The organism is Marinomonas sp. CT5 (assembly GCF_018336975.1).
Taxonomy (GTDB): Bacteria; Pseudomonadota; Gammaproteobacteria; order Pseudomonadales; family Marinomonadaceae; genus Marinomonas.
This window is the reverse complement of the sequence record NZ_CP025572.1, coordinates 3,429,016-3,446,685: the sequence shown is the minus strand read 5'-3', so window position 1 is coordinate 3,446,685 and position 17,670 is coordinate 3,429,016. Positions and strand designations below refer to the sequence as shown.

The 17,670-nt window shown below is 42.3% G+C and carries 16 protein-coding genes; 8 read left to right on the top strand and 8 right to left on the bottom strand.

The features are described 5' to 3' along the window. Nucleotides 1-21: 21 nt before the first annotated feature. Nucleotides 22-900, bottom strand: a complete 879-nt coding sequence (locus C0J08_RS16560) for an ArgP/LysG family DNA-binding transcriptional regulator (RefSeq protein WP_212653022.1) — start codon at nucleotides 898-900, stop codon at nucleotides 22-24. A gap of 99 nt (nucleotides 901-999) precedes the next feature. On the opposite strand from C0J08_RS16560, the gene C0J08_RS16555 reads away from it, so the two are divergent. Continuing rightward, the gene (locus C0J08_RS16555) at nucleotides 1,000-1,608 is read left to right on the top strand and encodes a LysE/ArgO family amino acid transporter (protein WP_212653021.1); all 609 of its coding nucleotides are present in this window, start codon (nucleotides 1,000-1,002) and stop codon (nucleotides 1,606-1,608) included. A gap of 46 nt (nucleotides 1,609-1,654) precedes the next feature. On the opposite strand, the gene C0J08_RS16550 is transcribed toward C0J08_RS16555, so the two are convergent. The 5 genes from C0J08_RS16550 to betI form a co-directional block, all read right to left on the bottom strand. After that, complete coding sequence (locus C0J08_RS16550) at nucleotides 1,655-2,938, bottom strand: MFS transporter (RefSeq protein ID WP_212653020.1); 1,284 nt, start codon at nucleotides 2,936-2,938, stop codon at nucleotides 1,655-1,657. A 352-nt stretch (nucleotides 2,939-3,290) separates the two neighbouring features. Next, nucleotides 3,291-4,481 (bottom strand): choline ABC transporter ATP-binding protein, encoded by a 1,191-nt coding sequence (choV, locus tag C0J08_RS16545; protein ID WP_212653019.1) that lies wholly within the window; start codon nucleotides 4,479-4,481, stop codon nucleotides 3,291-3,293. 3 nt (nucleotides 4,482-4,484) lie between these two features. Then, on the bottom strand, nucleotides 4,485-5,330 hold the full coding sequence (choW, locus tag C0J08_RS16540) for a choline ABC transporter permease subunit (RefSeq protein WP_212653018.1): 846 nt from the start codon (nucleotides 5,328-5,330) through the stop codon (nucleotides 4,485-4,487). Between the two features lie 80 nt (nucleotides 5,331-5,410). Continuing rightward, nucleotides 5,411-6,346, bottom strand: coding sequence for a choline ABC transporter substrate-binding protein (locus C0J08_RS16535; protein WP_212653017.1), 936 nt, complete (start codon nucleotides 6,344-6,346; stop codon nucleotides 5,411-5,413). A 153-nt stretch (nucleotides 6,347-6,499) separates the two neighbouring features. Further along, complete coding sequence (gene betI, locus C0J08_RS16530) at nucleotides 6,500-7,087, bottom strand: transcriptional regulator BetI (protein WP_212653016.1); 588 nt, start codon at nucleotides 7,085-7,087, stop codon at nucleotides 6,500-6,502. A 424-nt stretch (nucleotides 7,088-7,511) separates the two neighbouring features. On the opposite strand from betI, the gene C0J08_RS16525 reads away from it, so the two are divergent. The 5 genes from C0J08_RS16525 (at nucleotide 7,512) to C0J08_RS16505 (ending at nucleotide 11,874) form a co-directional block, all read left to right on the top strand. Further along, nucleotides 7,512-8,666, top strand: a complete 1,155-nt coding sequence (locus tag C0J08_RS16525; protein ID WP_212653015.1) for a MalY/PatB family protein — start codon at nucleotides 7,512-7,514, stop codon at nucleotides 8,664-8,666. Between the two features lie 72 nt (nucleotides 8,667-8,738). Then, a complete protein-coding gene (locus tag C0J08_RS16520; RefSeq protein ID WP_212653014.1) occupies nucleotides 8,739-9,128 on the top strand; it encodes a DUF1801 domain-containing protein in 390 nt (129 codons plus the stop codon). Between the two features lie 147 nt (nucleotides 9,129-9,275). Then, on the top strand, nucleotides 9,276-9,974 hold the full coding sequence (locus tag C0J08_RS16515) for a sterol desaturase family protein (RefSeq protein ID WP_249344352.1): 699 nt from the start codon (nucleotides 9,276-9,278) through the stop codon (nucleotides 9,972-9,974). Between the two features lie 33 nt (nucleotides 9,975-10,007). Next, nucleotides 10,008-10,676, top strand: coding sequence for a YceH family protein (locus C0J08_RS16510; protein WP_212653012.1), 669 nt, complete (start codon nucleotides 10,008-10,010; stop codon nucleotides 10,674-10,676). 139 nt (nucleotides 10,677-10,815) lie between these two features. After that, nucleotides 10,816-11,874, top strand: coding sequence for a Gfo/Idh/MocA family protein (locus C0J08_RS16505; protein ID WP_212653011.1), 1,059 nt, complete (start codon nucleotides 10,816-10,818; stop codon nucleotides 11,872-11,874). Between the two features lie 96 nt (nucleotides 11,875-11,970). Here C0J08_RS16505 and C0J08_RS16500 read toward each other — a convergent pair whose 3' ends face one another. Next, on the bottom strand, nucleotides 11,971-12,759 hold the full coding sequence (locus C0J08_RS16500) for an inositol monophosphatase family protein (RefSeq protein WP_212653010.1): 789 nt from the start codon (nucleotides 12,757-12,759) through the stop codon (nucleotides 11,971-11,973). 320 nt (nucleotides 12,760-13,079) lie between these two features. Here C0J08_RS16500 and C0J08_RS16495 point away from each other — a divergent pair, with 320 nt between their 5' ends. Further along, nucleotides 13,080-13,802, top strand: coding sequence for an RNA methyltransferase (locus C0J08_RS16495; protein ID WP_212653009.1), 723 nt, complete (start codon nucleotides 13,080-13,082; stop codon nucleotides 13,800-13,802). A 139-nt stretch (nucleotides 13,803-13,941) separates the two neighbouring features. Here the strand turns inward: C0J08_RS16495 and gnd are convergent, their stop codons facing one another. Beyond that, entirely contained in the window at nucleotides 13,942-15,465 is a 1,524-nt protein-coding gene (gnd, locus tag C0J08_RS16490) for an NADP-dependent phosphogluconate dehydrogenase (RefSeq protein ID WP_212653008.1), read from the bottom strand. Nucleotides 15,466-16,026: 561 nt separating this feature from the next. Here gnd and C0J08_RS16485 point away from each other — a divergent pair. Then, entirely contained in the window at nucleotides 16,027-17,583 is a 1,557-nt protein-coding gene (locus C0J08_RS16485) for a phosphoenolpyruvate carboxykinase (protein ID WP_212653007.1), read from the top strand. Nucleotides 17,584-17,670: the final 87 nt, after the last annotated feature.

Here is a 17,670-nt window from a genome sequence, read left to right as displayed (position 1 = left end):
GCCTGTTTCGCGATGCATTGATTATAAAACATCTCGTGTGACACTTTTTATCACCTTGCTTAAACGGTCTAATACAGGTGAGTTGAGTTTGTACCAATGCCAATATAGAGGCAAGGCTAGCCGTTTGTTTGGCAGCAAGGATACCAGTTTCTTACTTTTTATTTTCTGTTTAATTTGAATACTAGGAATTAAAGCACAGACTGTGCCACCCATTACGAGCTCGACAAATCCATGGGAAGATGGATACCAATGACTGTGGCTAATATCGGTTTTTACTTTTAAACATTCATTCTGGTAGCGCGCCCAAAGCTCATCATGTTCGTCATAAATTAAAGAAGGGGATTTTAAAACGGCTTCGGCGCTTAGATCCCCTTTTAAATAGTCTTTGATAAAGCTTGGGGTAGCGACCAGCTCATAAAACATATTGCCGAGAAAAATAGAATCACCTCCTGGCACTGGTGTACCTATCTGACTGACACAAGCAATGACTTCGCCTGTTTGTAAAAGTGATCGGGTTTTGGCTTGGTCGGCCGCTTTAATATGTAATTTGTTGGAATCGGTTGCGGAAAACTGATTAACCACGTCAGTAAACCAAGTGGCGAGTACATCGTTATTTACGGCGATGCTGATTGGTTGAGTGGCTTGCTCACCTTGAATCGCTTCTTGTAGACCTTCTTCAAGCATGGTGACTTTGTTGAAATGTGCCAACAGTTGCTCACCAAGTGACGTAGCCACTACTGGTCTAGCGCGTATGAGCAGAGGACGCCCACATTCTTGCTCTAAGCGTTTGATATTTTGTGAAACGGCAGATTGTGTCAGATGCAGATAGTCGGCTGCTTTATCAAAGCTTTGGAATTTCAGCACAGCGTGCAGAGAGGATAGTGCTTTATAATCCATCATAAAAATATCTAATATAACTTAAGTTTAATTAATTTAAATTTATAACCCGTTTTGGCTAAGATCAAGCCACTTTTGAAAATAGATAAATCGGAGATAACTATGTTGGCCTTTATCAGTGGGGCAATTACGGGTGGTGGATTAATTGTGGCGGTTGGCGCCCAGAATAGCTTTTTATTAGAGCAGGCATTGAAGCGACACTATGCTTTTCCCATCGCTATGTTGTTTATCTTGAGTGATGCTCTGTCAATTGCGCTTGGGGCATTTGGTCTGGGGCTGATTATACAAAGTCATGATTGGTTGTTGTCCATCTCTCGTTGGGCGGGCGTCGCGTTTTTAGTCTGGTTTGCTTTGGGAAAATGGCGCGCTTCATTTCAAGAAGAGCATTTAATTCTAGAACAATACAGTAAACGTCTGGCCTTATGGCCTTTGGTCGTGATGGGCTTTGCTGTGACCTGGCTCAATCCGCATTTCTATTTAGATACCATGATTTTAATGGGGAGTTTGGCAAATCAATGGCAAGAGGCTAAATGGCAATTTGTGTTTGGTGGCGTGTTTGCGTCTGTGGTGTGGTTCTTGTCCTTAGCCTTGATTGGAAAGCTGTGTGCTAAATGGTTAGAAAAAGCCGCTTTCTGGCGGTGGTTTAATCGTATAAATGCGATTTTGATCTGGAGTATTGCGCTCAAAATTGCCACACAACCCTTGTCTTAAAAAGAGCAAGGGAGGTGGCTTTATCTAATTAAGCAAGTGCTGTCGTTTACAGTTTGATTTCCACCTCGTGGCTCTTCTCTTCCACTGGAGCAGAAGAGTCTGCCTCGACAAGCATTTCTGCTGTTGCCACAGAGGAGACCGTAAGTGCAACTGGAATTTGATCCCCTTGCTCTTCGATAACCATAGCTGGCTGATGTTTGATTCTGTATAAGGCAACTAACGCCACAGTGATATTGAGCCCAGCAACAAACCAGAACAGTGCTTCAATACGCAGCGTATCCATTAATGCCGCAGCGACTAGTGGTCCTATCATACCGCCAATGCCGTTAAGCAGAATCATCCCGCTACTGGCTGATAGTATTTGCTCTGGACGAAGTTGGTCGTTCATGTGGGAAGACGCTAGTGAGTACATAGGAAAGGTAAATGCCCCCACTGCAAACATGCCGATCATCATCAATATTTGATTGTTCAAGTTGCCGCCGAGCGGCACAATAAAGGCCGATACCGCGCCTACAACACCTACCCATAGAATGGTGACTCGACGGTCTTGTCGGTCGGAAAGTTTCCCTATTGGCCATTGCAATACCATCCCGCCCACATAGCTGGCACCTATGAAAAACGAGATTTCAACAATATTTAAGCCAATGCTTTTTGCATATAGTGCTCCCAGACCCAATATGGCACCAGAGGTCGCCCCGGCGATAGTGACACCAGTAACACCGAGTGGGGCTGTTTTAATTAAACCAACAATATTGAGTTTTTCCGGTATGTTGATGGTAGGAGAAGGCGTACGCACCAGCAGTAACGGAACCACGGCTAAAGAAATTAACACTGAAGTCAAAATGAACAAGCCATAGCCACTAGGCGAAGACAAGTTCAACAAAAACTGACTGATGGTTTGGCTGGCCCAGATCTCGATAATATAAATAGAAAATAAACGACCGCGCGTTTTGTTAGTGGCAATATCATTTAACCAACTCTCGGTCACAATAAATAAACCGGCGTAACACAGGCCTGTTCCCATGCGCATTAGCATCCAGAACCATGGATTTACCACAGCAGATTGCATCAAGATAGTAATGGAAGCCAAAGACGCTACGGCTGCAAAAACACGAATATGGCCGACGTTCTTAACCCAACTTGGAACTAAAAGGGAACCAAGAATAAATCCAAGATAGTAGGCGGACATAATCAAACCTGTCGCTGTGGTATTGAACTCCTCAATAGAGGCTCGAATACCGATCAGTGAGCTTTGCAAGGCGCTTGCCATGGTCAGAACGGCAATACCTATGAGCAGACTCCAAATTGGAAACAGGGTTTGCTTTAACATTGAGTGTCCTTTTAGACTAACTGTATGAGACATTTTAATGACGACTTTTTTTGAGTGATCATTAGCAACGCTCTCATTGTATTAAACATCAAATCTATTATGATCGGGGGTGATCATTATTTCGCCTGACTATACGGATTGAATTTCTGATTGCAATGCTAAAGCCCCGTATAATGGGGATTTTTATTGCTAGAATAAAACATAGACTATTAATTAAGATGCAACGCATCGTAATTACAGAATTCTTGTTATAAATGACCTAGGAATAATGCATTTTTTGCAAAAAAGGCCAGATGTTTTTTCATCTGGCCTTTTTGTTGATCATGTTAAGACAATGCTATTTTCGCCAACGTTACGCGGCTTCTTCATCGCGTCCAAAATGTTTACCCAGTAGTGCGTGGTAAAAGTTATGGTCGTTAAGAATGCCGATGCATTGGCCTGCATCTTCCATCACCATGAAATGATTGGAGTGGTAGCGTATTTCTACCGCATCACGCATAGGGATGTTAGCAGGTACAATGAAGACGGTGTTGTCAGGTACGTTGGCAAGGATAGTTTCTGGTGTCCAGCGGGCTGTTGGAATCTCACCTTTAGCGCACAGGACTGAAATAAGTTGGCCATTTTCTAGTTTCATCTTAACGTCATCATTGATAATGATATGCTCGTCTTGTACCGCTAAATCATGCAATGGCGTCATCAGTGAGTTGCCACATAGCACATTTAGTGGATTAGTATGGGCAACGAATTTTTCTACATATTCAGTGGCTGGGTTAAGCACGATCTGCTCTGGGGCGTCTTCTTGAATGATTCTAGCGGATTCCATAATGGCGATTTTACTGCCGATCTTCAGGGCTTCGTCTAGATCATGGCTGACGAAAATAATAGTTTTATTTAAGCGTCTTTGTAGCTCAATCAATTCATCTTGAAGTTGTGAGCGAATGAGCGGATCTAAAGCGGAGAAAGGTTCATCCATTAGCAACACATCCGTGTCCATAGCAAAGGCTCTTGCTAAACCAACACGCTGACGCATACCGCCGGACAATTCGTCTGGCTTTTTGTCTGCCCATTTATCAAGACTGACCATTTTAAGCTGTTCTCGAGCCTTTTTAAGACGCTCTGCTTTTGGCATTCCTTGCATTTCTAAGCCGAAGGCCACGTTTTCAAGTACGGTTAGCCAAGGCATTAAGGCAAAGCTTTGAAATACCATAGATACGCGACGAGTACGCATATGGCGAAGGGTTGCGTCGTCACACTTTGCCATGTCGACCATTTTATCGCCATCTCTAACAAGACAACGTCCGCGGGCGATTTTATTCAAGCCATTGACGGCACGTAGTAAAGTAGATTTGCCTGAGCCCGATAGCCCCATCAGTACGCAGATTTCCCCTTCGTTAACTTCAATATTGGCATTTTGTACACCAACGACATCGCCAGTAATACCAAGTATTTCATCACGAGAGTGGCCTTTATCCATAAGAGGAAGTGTTTTTGCTTTATTGTCACCGAAGACAATATCGACATTTTCAATGCTTACAACAGCCATAAATTACCCCTCGCTCTTAGATGCTGGTGACTTACAGATACGGTCTAGCATGATGGCTACCAATACAATGGCAACACCGGCTTCAAAACCTTGAGAGATGTTTACTGTGTTTAGTGCGCGAATAACTGGCTTACCTAAGCCATCAGCACCAACCAAGGCGGCTACCACGACCATAGATAGAGACAACATAATGCACTGTGTGACACCGGCCATAATGTTTGGCATGGCTGCAGGTAACTCTACTTTGTATAGCAGTTTTGATTTTGTACAACCGAAGGCTAAGCCGGCTTCAATGAGTTCATTTGGGACTTTACTCACGCCTAAGTATGTTAAGCGAATTGGAGCGGCGATGGCGAAAATGATGGTTGAAATCAACCCAGGCACGTAACCTAAGCCAAATAAAATCAGCGTAGGGATCAGATACACAAAGGTTGGAATCGTCTGCATTAAATCTAAAATTGGGCGCAGTGTGGTATATAGCCAAGGTCGGTGAGCGGCTGCAATACCAATAGGAACACCAATAAATACACTGATTGCTGTGGCTGAGACGACAAGTACTAAAGTTTGAATGGTTTCTACCCAGTAGCCCATGTTAATGATGAGCAACAGAGATAAGGTAATAAAGATCAGTAGGCTAATGCTGCGATGTAGAAACCAAACACCGACTAAAATAATGGCAATGACCGCAAGTGGATGAAGGGCATCAATTGCATCAACCATTGTAACTATCATGGTTTCTAACGTAATGGAGACTAGATCGAAAAATACGGAAGCGGCAGTGACCAGCCAGTCGACAAAATTTTCCATCCAAGCGCCAAGAGGGATTTTATTATCCGTCAGCCAATTCATATATGTGTTCTCCCGATAGTTCGATGATGCTCCCTTAGTGGGTTATCACTAAGGGAGTAGCAGTATGCTAATTATGTGGATTACAGGCCTAGGTGAGATTTCACGGCGCTTAGACCATTATCACCAGATTTTGTGGTGACACCTTTTAGCCAAACATCAAGAACTTCAGGGTTTGCTTTGAGCCATTCTTTTGCTGCGATATTAGGCTTTTTGCCATCGTCCAGAATGGCGCCCATAATTTGGTTTTCCATCGGCAAAGAAAATTTTAAATTTGAGATAAGCTTACCAACGTTAGGACATTGCTGGATGTAACCTTTACGAACGTTAGTGTGAACATCGGCGCCTCCGTAGTTAGGGCCGAAGTAATCGTCACCGCCAGAAAGGTATTCCATTTTAAAGTTGGCGTTCATTGGGTGTGGTGCCCAACCAAGAAAGGCAATCCATTTGTTACGGCGAGCGTTACGGCTAACTTGGGATAGCATTCCTGCTTCACTAGATTCCACCAATTGGAAATTACCTAAACCAAAGGCGTTGGTATCAATCATATCTTGAATAATGCGATTTCCATCATTACCTGGTTCGATGCCGTAAATTCGACTTGAGAACTCTTTGCGGTGTTTGGCTATGTCTGAAAAATCCGTAACACCAGCATCATAAGCATCTTTGCTAACTGCTAGAGTGTATTTTGCACCAACTAGGTTGGCACCAAGGTCTTCAACCGTGCCAGCTTTAAGGTAAGGTTCGATGTCAGCTTGCATGGTTGGCATCCAGTTGCCAAGGAAGACATCTATATCGCCATTTGCTAACGAAGTGTAAGTAACAGGAACAGATAGCAATTGTGTTTTGGTTTTGTAGCCTAGGCCTTTGACAACTTCACTGGTTACCGCTGTTGTGGCGGTAATATCTGTCCACCCTACGTCCGAAAAGCGCACAGTAGAACAATCTGCAGCCATTATTAGTCCCGAAACACTTGCCACACTAATGGCTATTGCGGTCTTTTTTGCCTTATTTAACATACCCTTACCCTCTTTCTATTGAACTCAAAATCAATGAGCGAATACAGCGTCAGGTATTGACGCTGGACGTGAAAACTCCTAAAACGTTGGGTGCACTTTTTCTTAAGTGCATCCTGGAAAATAGTGATGTTAATTATTGGTTCCGGCGCGTGTTTAGGCTTGATCCTGAAACACGAGATCCAAGTAATCCTGTATTTGTGCGGCGCATTCTTTTTTATTAATGCCACCTGCTAGAGAGCCTCGTAACCACATACCATCAATAAGTGCAGCAACGGTGAGAGCAATGTTACGGGCTTTTTTAACTTCAAATTCTTCTTTTAGCACACACACAAGCGATGTTTTTAAACGCTTCGAGTAGACATTTTGTAATCGATATAAAGAGGGCTTATGCATGGCCGATGCCCAAAATCCAATCCAAGTTTTGACGACTTGAGGGTGGGTTTGGGATTGGCTAAAACTGGCTTTAACGATTGCCATAACCTTATATTTGGCTGATTTATTTTGCGTTTTTTGGACTTCTTTGGATAAAACTTCAAAAAACTCACGTATTAAACTTCGCATAGTTTCTTCGTATAAACCGTCTTTACCGCCAAAATAATGATTAATAATGGCTGGTGAAACGCCGGCTTTTTTTCCAATAACACTGACGGTTGCCCCCGCAAAACCATATTTGTCTATGGCTTTTATTGCGGCCTCGATGAGCTGAGGTTTACGGATCTCGGGCATTCCAACTTTTGGCATTGTTTATCCTTTTTTATTAAACAGCCGTTTAATTAAAACTATACTAGGCTGATTGTGCAATTTAGGTCAACCCTTGACAAAATCAAAACTTAGTTCTCTAAATAAATTAAATATATGATTTTTAAGGGTAAAATCTGGTTTTAAGTTTTTTTTAAAATATTTTTTTAGGGTCATTATGTCGGTTTAAGATAAAAAATAAGGATTTTTTACCTCATATTGTCCTCAAAACGACATCATTACTTGGCTTAATTCACTCTCCTTGGTGGCTATTATGACTGGAGTTCCCAGTAACTGATGTGTTAATTGTAAAAAGGCATTGCATGACTGCTGCACGCCATTACATATTTATAACTTATAAACGCGACTTTGGTTTATGGTTTGTTGCAAAGGCTTTTAAAAAAATTAATTGTTGGAGTGTTTTATAATGGATGTTGGCTTTTCTGTATTTGATACCTTGATAGATCGATCTAATAGCAGTAGCGATAAGTGGTCTAAGTTTTCTGACTCGGTTATTCCTATGTGGGTGGCTGATATGGATTTTGATTCACCAGATTGTATAAAAACTGCTTTAAGCCAGAGAGTTAGTGAAGGGGTTTTTGGTTATACACATCCGCCAAAAGCATTAGTGAGCGCGATTCAATCGCATTTATCCAGTCGTTATGGGTGGAGTGTTTCTTCTGCTCACTTAGTGCATTTACCGGGATTAGTATGCGCTTTGTACTTAAGTGTTCGTGCTTTTTCCAATGAGGGGGATGGTATCGTTGTACCTGGTCCAGTCTATTATCATTTAACGAAAGCTTCTGAGCTATCTGGGCGAGATTTATTGAGTGTGGATATGGTCATTCAAAATGATCGCTGGGTGCCGGATATGGCGCAATTCGAAGCCGCTTGTGCTAATCCCAAAAGTAAGATGATTTTGCTGTGTAATCCCCATAATCCTGGAGGAACTGTCTATACCAAGAAGGAATTGTTAAGTATTCACTCCTTGGCAAAGAAACACGATCTGGTGGTAGTGAGTGATGAAATTCACTGTGATTTGATTCTGGATGATTTGCCTCATATTCCATTTGCAAGTCTAAATAAAGATGCCGCTAATCGTACGATTACCTTAATGGCACCCAGTAAAACCTTTAATATTGCCGGGCTCGGCTATGCTTTCGCCGTTATTGAAAATACTCAACTACGTCAAGTATTTAATCAAGGAAGAGCTGGTTTGATACCATCGCCTAATATGCTTGGTTTCACAGCGGCAACAGCCGCTTATGAAGAAGGGCAAGAGTGGCATGAGGAGTTATTGGCATATTTAAAAAGTAATCGAGACTTATTGGCTGAAAGAATTGCTGCAACCCCTCTTAAAATGGTGCATTTAGAAGCGACGTACCTAGCTTGGATTGATGCATCAGCATTGTCGCTTGATAGTCCGTATCAATTCTTTGTCGATGCGGGTGTTGGGGTTTCTGATGGTAAAGATTTTGGTAATCCCAATTATGTTCGCCTAAACTTTGGTTGTCCCCAATCTATTCTCGATCAGGCCATGACTCGTATTGAAGAGGCATTAATAGAACATAATCTCATGTGATTCATTCCACTATCATTGATTAAGTCAGTAAGGTCGGGTTCTTTCTATCACTAATAAGTAGTAGGCGATCTTATGTTGACGTGTGTGTTTGATGACTGTGTAGAGCAATATGTACAACAAACCCTCCCTGCTCGACGAGAGGATTTATTGCAAATTATTGAGATGATGAGAGCCGTAGCACCAGAAGCAGAGCTAGTTAATGACCTAGGGATTCCTTACTTCAAACTGTGTTCTGGTTGGTTGTATGGCGTCGCTGCACGTGTTGATCATATCTGTATTTATTTTTCTGATTTAAGTGTTTTGCATTCATTTCGGAGTCGTTTACCACGGGCACAGTTTGGCGATGATTGTCTTATCATTCATCGATTAGATGACATAAACCTTAATGTTTTTATGGAACTTCTTGGGCAAATAAAAGTCCATTTTTTTATCAATCATCAAGAGTCTTCTGATCTTAATTAATGCTAGTGGAAAGTTTTTGATTGTTTTTAAAACTTTTTAATTTGGACTGTATGCTAAATGATAGATTTTACTGTTCGCATAGGTGTTTTTGTCCTGGTCTTTAGCTCGCTGATATTTTGGCAATGGAATTGGCCAAGAGGGGTTCTCTTGCAATGGCGCCAGCGTTGGCGACATAACCTTTCTTTATTAGTTATTGGGGCAATTAGCGTGCGAATTTTTCAGCCGTTATTCTTGTCTATTGTCGCTTTATCTAGTCATAATTTCGGTTTATTTAATTTATTCGATTTGTCATTTTTGTTTGTCTTTTTGCTGAGTATTTTGTTGCTGGATTGTCTTATTTATTGGCAGCATCGTTTATTCCATTACGTTCCTTTTTTGTGGCGCATTCATCGCGTACACCACTCTGATCCCGAGTTAGATGTGAGCTCAGCGGTGCGTTTTCATCCTCTTGAAATTATTTTATCTCTGTTCCTTAAGGCCTTAGCAGTTTGGTTGCTGGGGATTCCTGTGGCGGCCGTATTGGTATTTGATATTCTATTAAATGCATCGGCTATGTTTAATCATACCAATGCAAGGTTGCCAGCTAATATCGAAGCATGGGTCAAGAAGCTGATTGTCACCCCAGATATGCATCGCATACATCACTCAAGAGAGAGCCTTGAAGCGAACAGTAATTACGGATTTTTCTTAAGTGTGTGGGATGCTTTTTTTAAGAGTAAAAGAAATGAGGCAGTGGAGGGTGATAAAAACTTAAAAATAGGCTTACCTGATACGGTGACGTATCAACCAAGATCGTTAAAGGAAGTATTGGTGATGCCTTTTACATTGTTTAAAAAGCATCGTTAAAAACGAATAGAAAAGAAGCTGTTAGGAAAAACTATGAGTTATCATGAAGTAAACTTTATCGAAATGCGTGTTATTGGTTGTCTTATGGAAAAAGAGGTAACCACACCAGATCAATATCCTCTTAGTTTGAATGCCCTCGTTAATGCCTGCAACCAAAAATCTAACCGTGAACCTGTGACTCATTTTACTGAACTAGAAGTGCAAGACGCAGTAGATGCTCTGGTAACTCGTGGGTTAGTGACTGAAATTAATGCTTCCCATAGTCGAGTCAGTAAATATCAACATCGATTTTGTAATACCGAGTTTTCTGATTTGCAATTATCGTCAGCTGAAACGGCGATTATTTGTTTGATGTTTGTTCGTGGCGCTCAAACCCCAGGGGAGCTTCGCTCACGCAGTGGTCGTTTGCATAGTTTCCAATCCCGAGATGAGGTAGAGCTTGCTTTGCAATCACTGCAAACTAAAACAGGGGGGCCTTATGTACGCCAACTACCAAAAGAGCCTGGTAAGCGTGAGCAACGCTATCAGGAGTGCTTTTGTATCGACTCAGAGCGTCCCAAAGAAGCTGTAGTAGAGTCTGCCACATCGGTTTCACGCGATGGATACACAGAACAGCTCGAAGCCAAGGTAAAAGAACTGGAAGAGCAAGTGGAAAAGTTAAATGTACGTATTCATGAACTTGAAAATGCCAGTGGACTATAGTCTTCTTTAACGTCAAACTTAGCGAGATATTTTGCATGGCTTCGCGCAAAGGTCTCTTGTGACATTTTGAGCGCCGCTATGTTTGTTGCTGAAGCGTTATTGGCGTTAATGCTTTGTTTAAGTCTATGGGGAGAATCCTATGAAGAAGGTACGCTGGGGTATTATTGGTACAGGTCAAATCGCGCATTTATTTGCGAGTGATTTTTGTCATGTCAAAGCGGGTGAACTTCGTGCGGTTGCTTCTCGTAGCAAGGCTTCTGCTGATGCATTTTCGAGCGAATTTGGTATTGAGTTGGCATATTTCGATTATTTTTCACTGATTAATAGCCATGAAGTCGATGCCATCTATATAGCAACACCTCATGTCTATCATTACGATTTGACAAAAGCTTGTATTCTCGCTGGTAAAGCCGTGTTATGCGAAAAGCCTTTTACCATTAATGAAGTTCAGTCTAAAGAGCTTTATGAGTTAGCTCTAGAGCATAACGTGTTTGTTATGGAGGCCATGTGGACGCGTTTTAACCCTGTTATCGAGCAAGTTATGGAATGGGTTGAAGAAGGAGAGATTGGCAGCTTGAATAGCATTCAGGCGAGCTTTAACTTTGTCGGACCGACAGACCCAACTCATCGCTTGTTGAATCTTGAGTTAGGTGGTGGGGCCTTGCTGGATATTGGTATTTATCCGGTGTTTTTGGCGCAGTTGTTTTTCGGTAAACCTGACTTTATTCAGAACCAAGCTGTTATTGGCGACACCGAAGTGGATGTGTTCGAGCAAATACTGCTAGGTTGGGAAAGTGGACAGCTTGCTTCACTGGATGCGTCTTTAATTTCGTGTAACCCAAATCGCGCCATGCTATCTGGCTCTGAAGGGTATATTGAAATTGATTCCGAATGGTTTAAAGCAAAATCTTGTCGATTAGTGAGTGCCGATAATAAAGAACGTGCGGTCGAGTTTGACTTCCCTGGAAATGGTTATCAATTTGAAGTGGACGAAGTGAACCGCTGTCTTGAAGAGGGCTTGATCCAAAGCCCTAATCACAGTTGGCAGGACAGTCTAGAACTAATTGCGACACTTGATGAAATTCGCCAGGATATTGGTTTGTATTATCCTGGCGAAGATGCTTCGGATGATGACCATCATCACCATGAAGAAGATTTGCCTCACCATCATCATGAACACAGTCATCACAAACACTAGAAAGGTTTCTAGGCTCGCGATGTAATGAAAATAAAAAAAGGCTCTTTTCAGTGATGAAAAGAGCCTTTTTTAAGCGCTGCGAACCTAAGTCAAATATTAGTTTAGGTGCTTGTTTAGAACAGGTAGCAATACTTTAAATAGGCGTGGTGCAGCACATAATACGTCGCCTTTTTCTAAACTTGGTGAGCCATCAAACCCTGAGAATAGGCAGCCTGCTTCTTTCGCAATGAATAGCGGAGCTTGCATTTCCCATTCTTGAAGTTTGATACCCCAAGCGGCATCTAATCGACCTGCTGCTACGTTAGCAAGCATCAATGCTGGGCAATCTTGCATAACGGCGCGAGCACCTTGCTCTGCAATGTCAGTAAGAACAGCGAATTGGCCTGAAAGAGAAGGCATTAAACGGTCTGTCGCTGGGAATTGTGCTGCTACTGTCACGTTTTCTAAAGTACGTGCCGCGCTGCTACGGATTCGAGAGTTGTTCAGGTAAGCACCGCGACCTTTACTTGCGTAAAATTCGTCTTTGGTGTGAGGATTTAGCACAAGAGCGTGCTCTACTTTACCGGCAACTAAATAGCTCATTGTAATAACGTTGCCTGTTAGGCCGCGTGAAAATAAGTGCTGACCTTGAATGGCATCAATAATCCATTCACCTTCTTCGCCATTTTGCACTGTGCCTTGCAGGCGAGTTGTAATGGTGTCTGCTGGGTAGGCTTTTTCTAAGTGGTAAACAATGCTACGTTCTGCGCCAGAGCAAACAGCTTGATAAACTTGTTCAGCAGATTGGCCTTGCTCTTTATCAAAAAGCAGTTTCTCTTGTGAGTGAACTATATATTCTGCAGCGGCGCGAGCTGCTTTAAGTGCGACATTGATTCTAGGTTGCATAATTTACCGTCAATTATTTCGTCATTAAAATGCACATACCGCCCATAAGACGATAAGTTGCCAGATAAAGTGTTAAAGAGCGGGCCTCTCCGTTTTATCTTTTTGCTGCGCCAAGTCAGCTTGTGCGCATTCTTTCGAGCAAATTTCAAAAGAATAAAGGATACAAAACCAAGTGCCTAAATAAGAGCGCGAATTCTATCGCAGCAGAGTATTTTTTACTAGTGAAACTTTGGTTAAAAACTGATCGGTTTGCGGCATCTAGGTAAATATCTGTTAAGATACGCCGCATTATTCGACTGCTATTATTGGTACCTCATAAAATGCAAAATAAAGTAAGAATTGTCCTTGTAAATACATCGCATCCAGGCAACATCGGGGGCGCTGCTCGAGCAATGAAAAACATGGGGTTGGCGGATCTGTATCTTGTTGCACCTAAGCAATACCCTAGCGATGAGGCCGTAAGCCGAGCTTCTGGTGCGACGGATATTTTAGATAACGCAGTGGTTGTTGATACGTTAGAGGAAGCCTTGGCTGATTGTCAGCTTGTTATTGGTACAAGCGCCCGAGAGCGTAATATTCCTTGGCCTTTGGTGGACCCAAGGCAGGCGGCTGATTTGGTTTACGAAGAAGGTTTACTGACTGCTTTTGTATTTGGTCGTGAAGATCGAGGATTAACCAACGAAGAGTTACAGCGTTGCAATTATCATGTACATATTCCTTCCGTGGAGACATTCAGCTCATTGAACCTAGGTGCGGCTGTTCAGGTTATTGCATACGAATTGCGTATGAAAACGCTGTTGATGAAAGATGCCCCAGTAGTGGCAAATAAATGGGATGTGCCTGCGGCAAATGTAGAGCAAATTGATTATTTACTTGGGCATTTGGAAAAAGTATTAGTGCAAACTGAGTTTCTTGACCCAGACATGCCGATGCAAGTGATGACGCGTTTCCGCCGTCTTTTCCAGCGTTCTCGGTTGGATCAGCAGGAAGTAGGGATGTTAAGAGGTATGCTGACTTCAATGGAAAAGAAAATGAAGCCATAAATACGACTTTCGCTAATACTTTGTTATAAATAGACTCAAAGTGCTCATTTATAATCTCAAGTAGTAGCCTGTATTTTAAGCTGAAAAAAACGCTGACTTATTGCTAAGTCAGCGTTTTTTTTACTATAAGAATGGTGTCTTAAGCTTTACGCTCTGGACGGCCTTTTTCTTGCCAGTAAGTATGGAATTTTTGTCCTGGTTCCGCATCGACACGCTCGTAGGTGTGAGCGCCGAAGTAATCGCGTTGTGCTTGCAGCAAGTTAGCTGGTAGCACTTCAGAGCGGTAACCATCAAAATAGGCCAATGCCGAGAAGAGCGATGGTGTCGGTATGCCTGATTGCGCTGCTAGGACAACCGCTTTACGAAGCCCTGTTTGCTTGCTTGCCATAGCATCGGCGAAGTAATCGCTAAGTAGTAGGTTTTCGAGTTCAGGCGTTTTAGTAAATGCATCAGCAATTTTCTGTAAGAAAGAGGCTCGGATGATACAGCCACCACGCCAGATTTTAGCAATATCACTGAAGTTGAATTTCCAATCATATTCTTTTTCTGCGGCGCGCATTAGTTGGAAGCCTTGAGCGTAAGCACAAATTTTTGCGCAATATAATGCTTCTTCGACAGCTTTTTCGACTTCTTCTGCAAGGATTTCACCGCTTTCGACCTCGGCAGTAAGAATGCCTGCTGCGTGTTCTCTTTCGCTAGTTAGTGTGCTCAGAGCGCGTGCATAGACAGATTCACTGATGATACCAGCAGGTACGCCCATTTGTGTTGCACTGATGGATGTCCAGCGACCAGTGCCTTTTTGACCTGCGCTGTCTAGTATCATGTCCACAAGTGGGGCGCCGGTTGTATGATCGTATTGCTGAAGAATATCCGCCGTGATTTCAACCAAGTAGCTGTTTAAAACGCCTTGGTTCCATTTCTCGAATAATTTGCCAATTTCTTCTGGTTCGTAACCCAGCAAAGAGCGAAGTAGATGATAAGCTTCGCAAATTAACTGCATGTCGGCATATTCAATTCCGTTATGAACCATTTTAACGTAATGGCCTGCGCCATTTGGCCCTAGGTAAGCAGTACAAGGTTCGCCTTCAGTTACAGGTTTGCCAGGCGTGTTGCTCACGATAGGCTTACCATTTTCGTCAACTTTAGCAGCAACCGCTTCCCACATTGGCTGAAGGTACTTCCATGAGTCAGCGTCACCACCAGGCATTAAAGATGGGCCAAAACGTGCGCCAACTTCGCCACCTGAAACGGCTGTACCAAAGAATTTGAATTTTTCTTTGTAGTCGGCCTCTCGACGAATCGTGTCTGTCCATTGACTGTTTCCGCAATCGACAACGATATCGTCTGGTTCAAGGCCTGCCTCGATTAAGTTGTCACAAACGGCATCGACAGGGCTTCCGGCAGGGACTAGAACAACAATGACTCGTGGCTTAACTAGGTTGGCTAGCATATCTTCCATACTTGAGCAGCCAATAATTCGAGCTTCAGAAGAGGGATCAGGGCGTTCAGCTTTTTCGGTGTCTAAAACGTCTTGTATTTTATGCGCGTCAAGATCAAAACCTGCAACTCGGTAGCCATGGTCGGCTAAATTTAAGGCCAAGTTCTTACCCATGACACCCAGGCCAACAAATCCTATATTGCAGTTCTGATTCGTTTTTAACATAAATATCGATCAACCTTTTGAACAATTGTAGGGGGAATTGAAGAAAGAATCTTACCATGAAGAGAGTGAATTCAGGACATAATCACAGGAAGAAAAGCTCAAATAATTGTATTTTTTTAGGAATTCTTAATATAAACCTTACGATTTAAGAGGTTTTGTCGTAGATAGGCACATAGTTAGTTTCGCTATTTAGGCCAGTTTTTAAGTCAGTAAGAAGGTTTCTATTTAGTTGAAAGCTGACAAAAAAGAAAGAAAACTACAAAAATATACGGTTGAATGGAGATATATCGAGCTAAAGTTGTTTGTTTTTCTTCGTTTTTTAATGTAATTGCTATATATAACAATGGGTTAGATGATATTGAAAAATTTCATAATGGTAATAAAATAACATATTGTTATAACAATATTTTTTTTTAGATTGTTTTGTTACTATGTTTTTCACAGAGAAAAAATTTCATATAAAAGAGTGCTTTAATAGGTCATCAAAAGCAGAATTGTCGTATTGAGGCACTTTTTATAGAAATGATTAGACAACCTTTTTCGTTCAGAGGATTTAGTAACATGAACTCCGCATCAGACGTAACGACTATTCATACCAACTTAACTACGCCGCAGCTGGTGGAAAAAGCCCTGCAAAATGGCGAAGGGGTTCTTGCCGATAATGGCGCACTTGTTGTTGAAACAGGTGCTCGTACAGGTCGATCTCCTATGGATCGCTTTATTGTAGAAGAAGCGTCCAGTAAAGATAGTATTCATTGGGGGCCGGTAAATCGCGCATTTCCTGAAGCGAAATTCGCTCCACTTTGGGATCGTGTTGTTGCTTATTTGGATGGCCAAGAGTCGTATGTGTCTAATATTCATGTTGGTGCGGGAGACGAATATTATTTACCTGTGATTATGCGTACTGAAACGGCTTGGCATCATTTGTTCGGTCGTAACTTGTTTATTCGTCCTGAGACTTATAATCCGTCAAGCAAAAGTGAGTGGCAGATTCTTAACGCGCCAAATTTTGTTTGTGATCCTGAGCGTGATGGTACTAATTCTGATGGCTGTGTGATTCTAAATTTTGCTGAGCGTAAGGTGCTTATTGCTGGCATGCGCTATGCTGGTGAAATGAAAAAAGCCATGTTCTCTGTACAAAACTATTTGTTACCTGCTCATGATGTATTGCCAATGCACTGTGCTGCAAACGTTGGTACGGAAGGCGATGTGACCTTGTTCTTTGGTTTGTCTGGAACAGGTAAAACTACCTTGTCAGCCGATCCTGAGCGCTTTTTGATCGGTGATGATGAGCATGGTTGGGGTAAAGATACGGTCTTCAATATTGAAGGTGGTTGTTACGCTAAAACTATCGACCTTTCGCAAAAAAATGAACCGATTATTTGGGATGCGATCAAGTTTGGTACTATTGTTGAAAACGTTGTATTAGACCCTGAAACACGTGTCGCTGATTATGCTGATACCTCTTTAACGCAGAATGGTCGTGCTGGTTACCCTCGTGAGCACATTGAAAAACGCGCCGCAGGAAATCGTGCAGGTGAACCAGATTCGATTATCTTCCTAACATGTGATTTGACTGGCGTTTTGCCTCCTGTTTCCATTTTGTCAAAAGAAGCAGCAGCTTATCACTTTTTGAGCGGTTATACCGCTTTGGTTGGTTCAACTGAGATGGGAGCGGGTACTGGTATTAAATCAACCTTCTCTACTTGTTTTGGTGCGCCTTTCTTCCCTCGTTCTGCTGATGTGTATGCGGATCTTTTAATTAAGCGTATTGAAGAGTTCGGGAGCAAGGTTTACCTGGTAAATACTGGTTGGACTGGTGGTGCTCATGGTCAAGGTGGTAAGCGCTTTAGTATTCCAACGACTCGTGCAGTTATCTCGGCGATTCAATCTGGTGTATTAGCTGATGCCGAAACTGAGCATTTGGAGGATGTTAACTTAGATGTTCCAACTCAAGTTCCTGGTGTCGATGGTGTTTTATTGAACCCACGTAAAACATGGTCTGATCAGGCTTCTTATGAAGCGCAAGCGAAGAACTTGATTTCTCAGTTTGTTGAGAACTTTAAGAAATTCGATACCGTATCTGACACTATTGTAAAGGCTGGGCCAGTACTTTAAGCTAACTTTATAGTGTTATTCAGAGAGCCGCGCATTTTTGCGCGGCTTTTTTGTCTCTGTGATTTGATAAGTTAGTACTTTACCTCT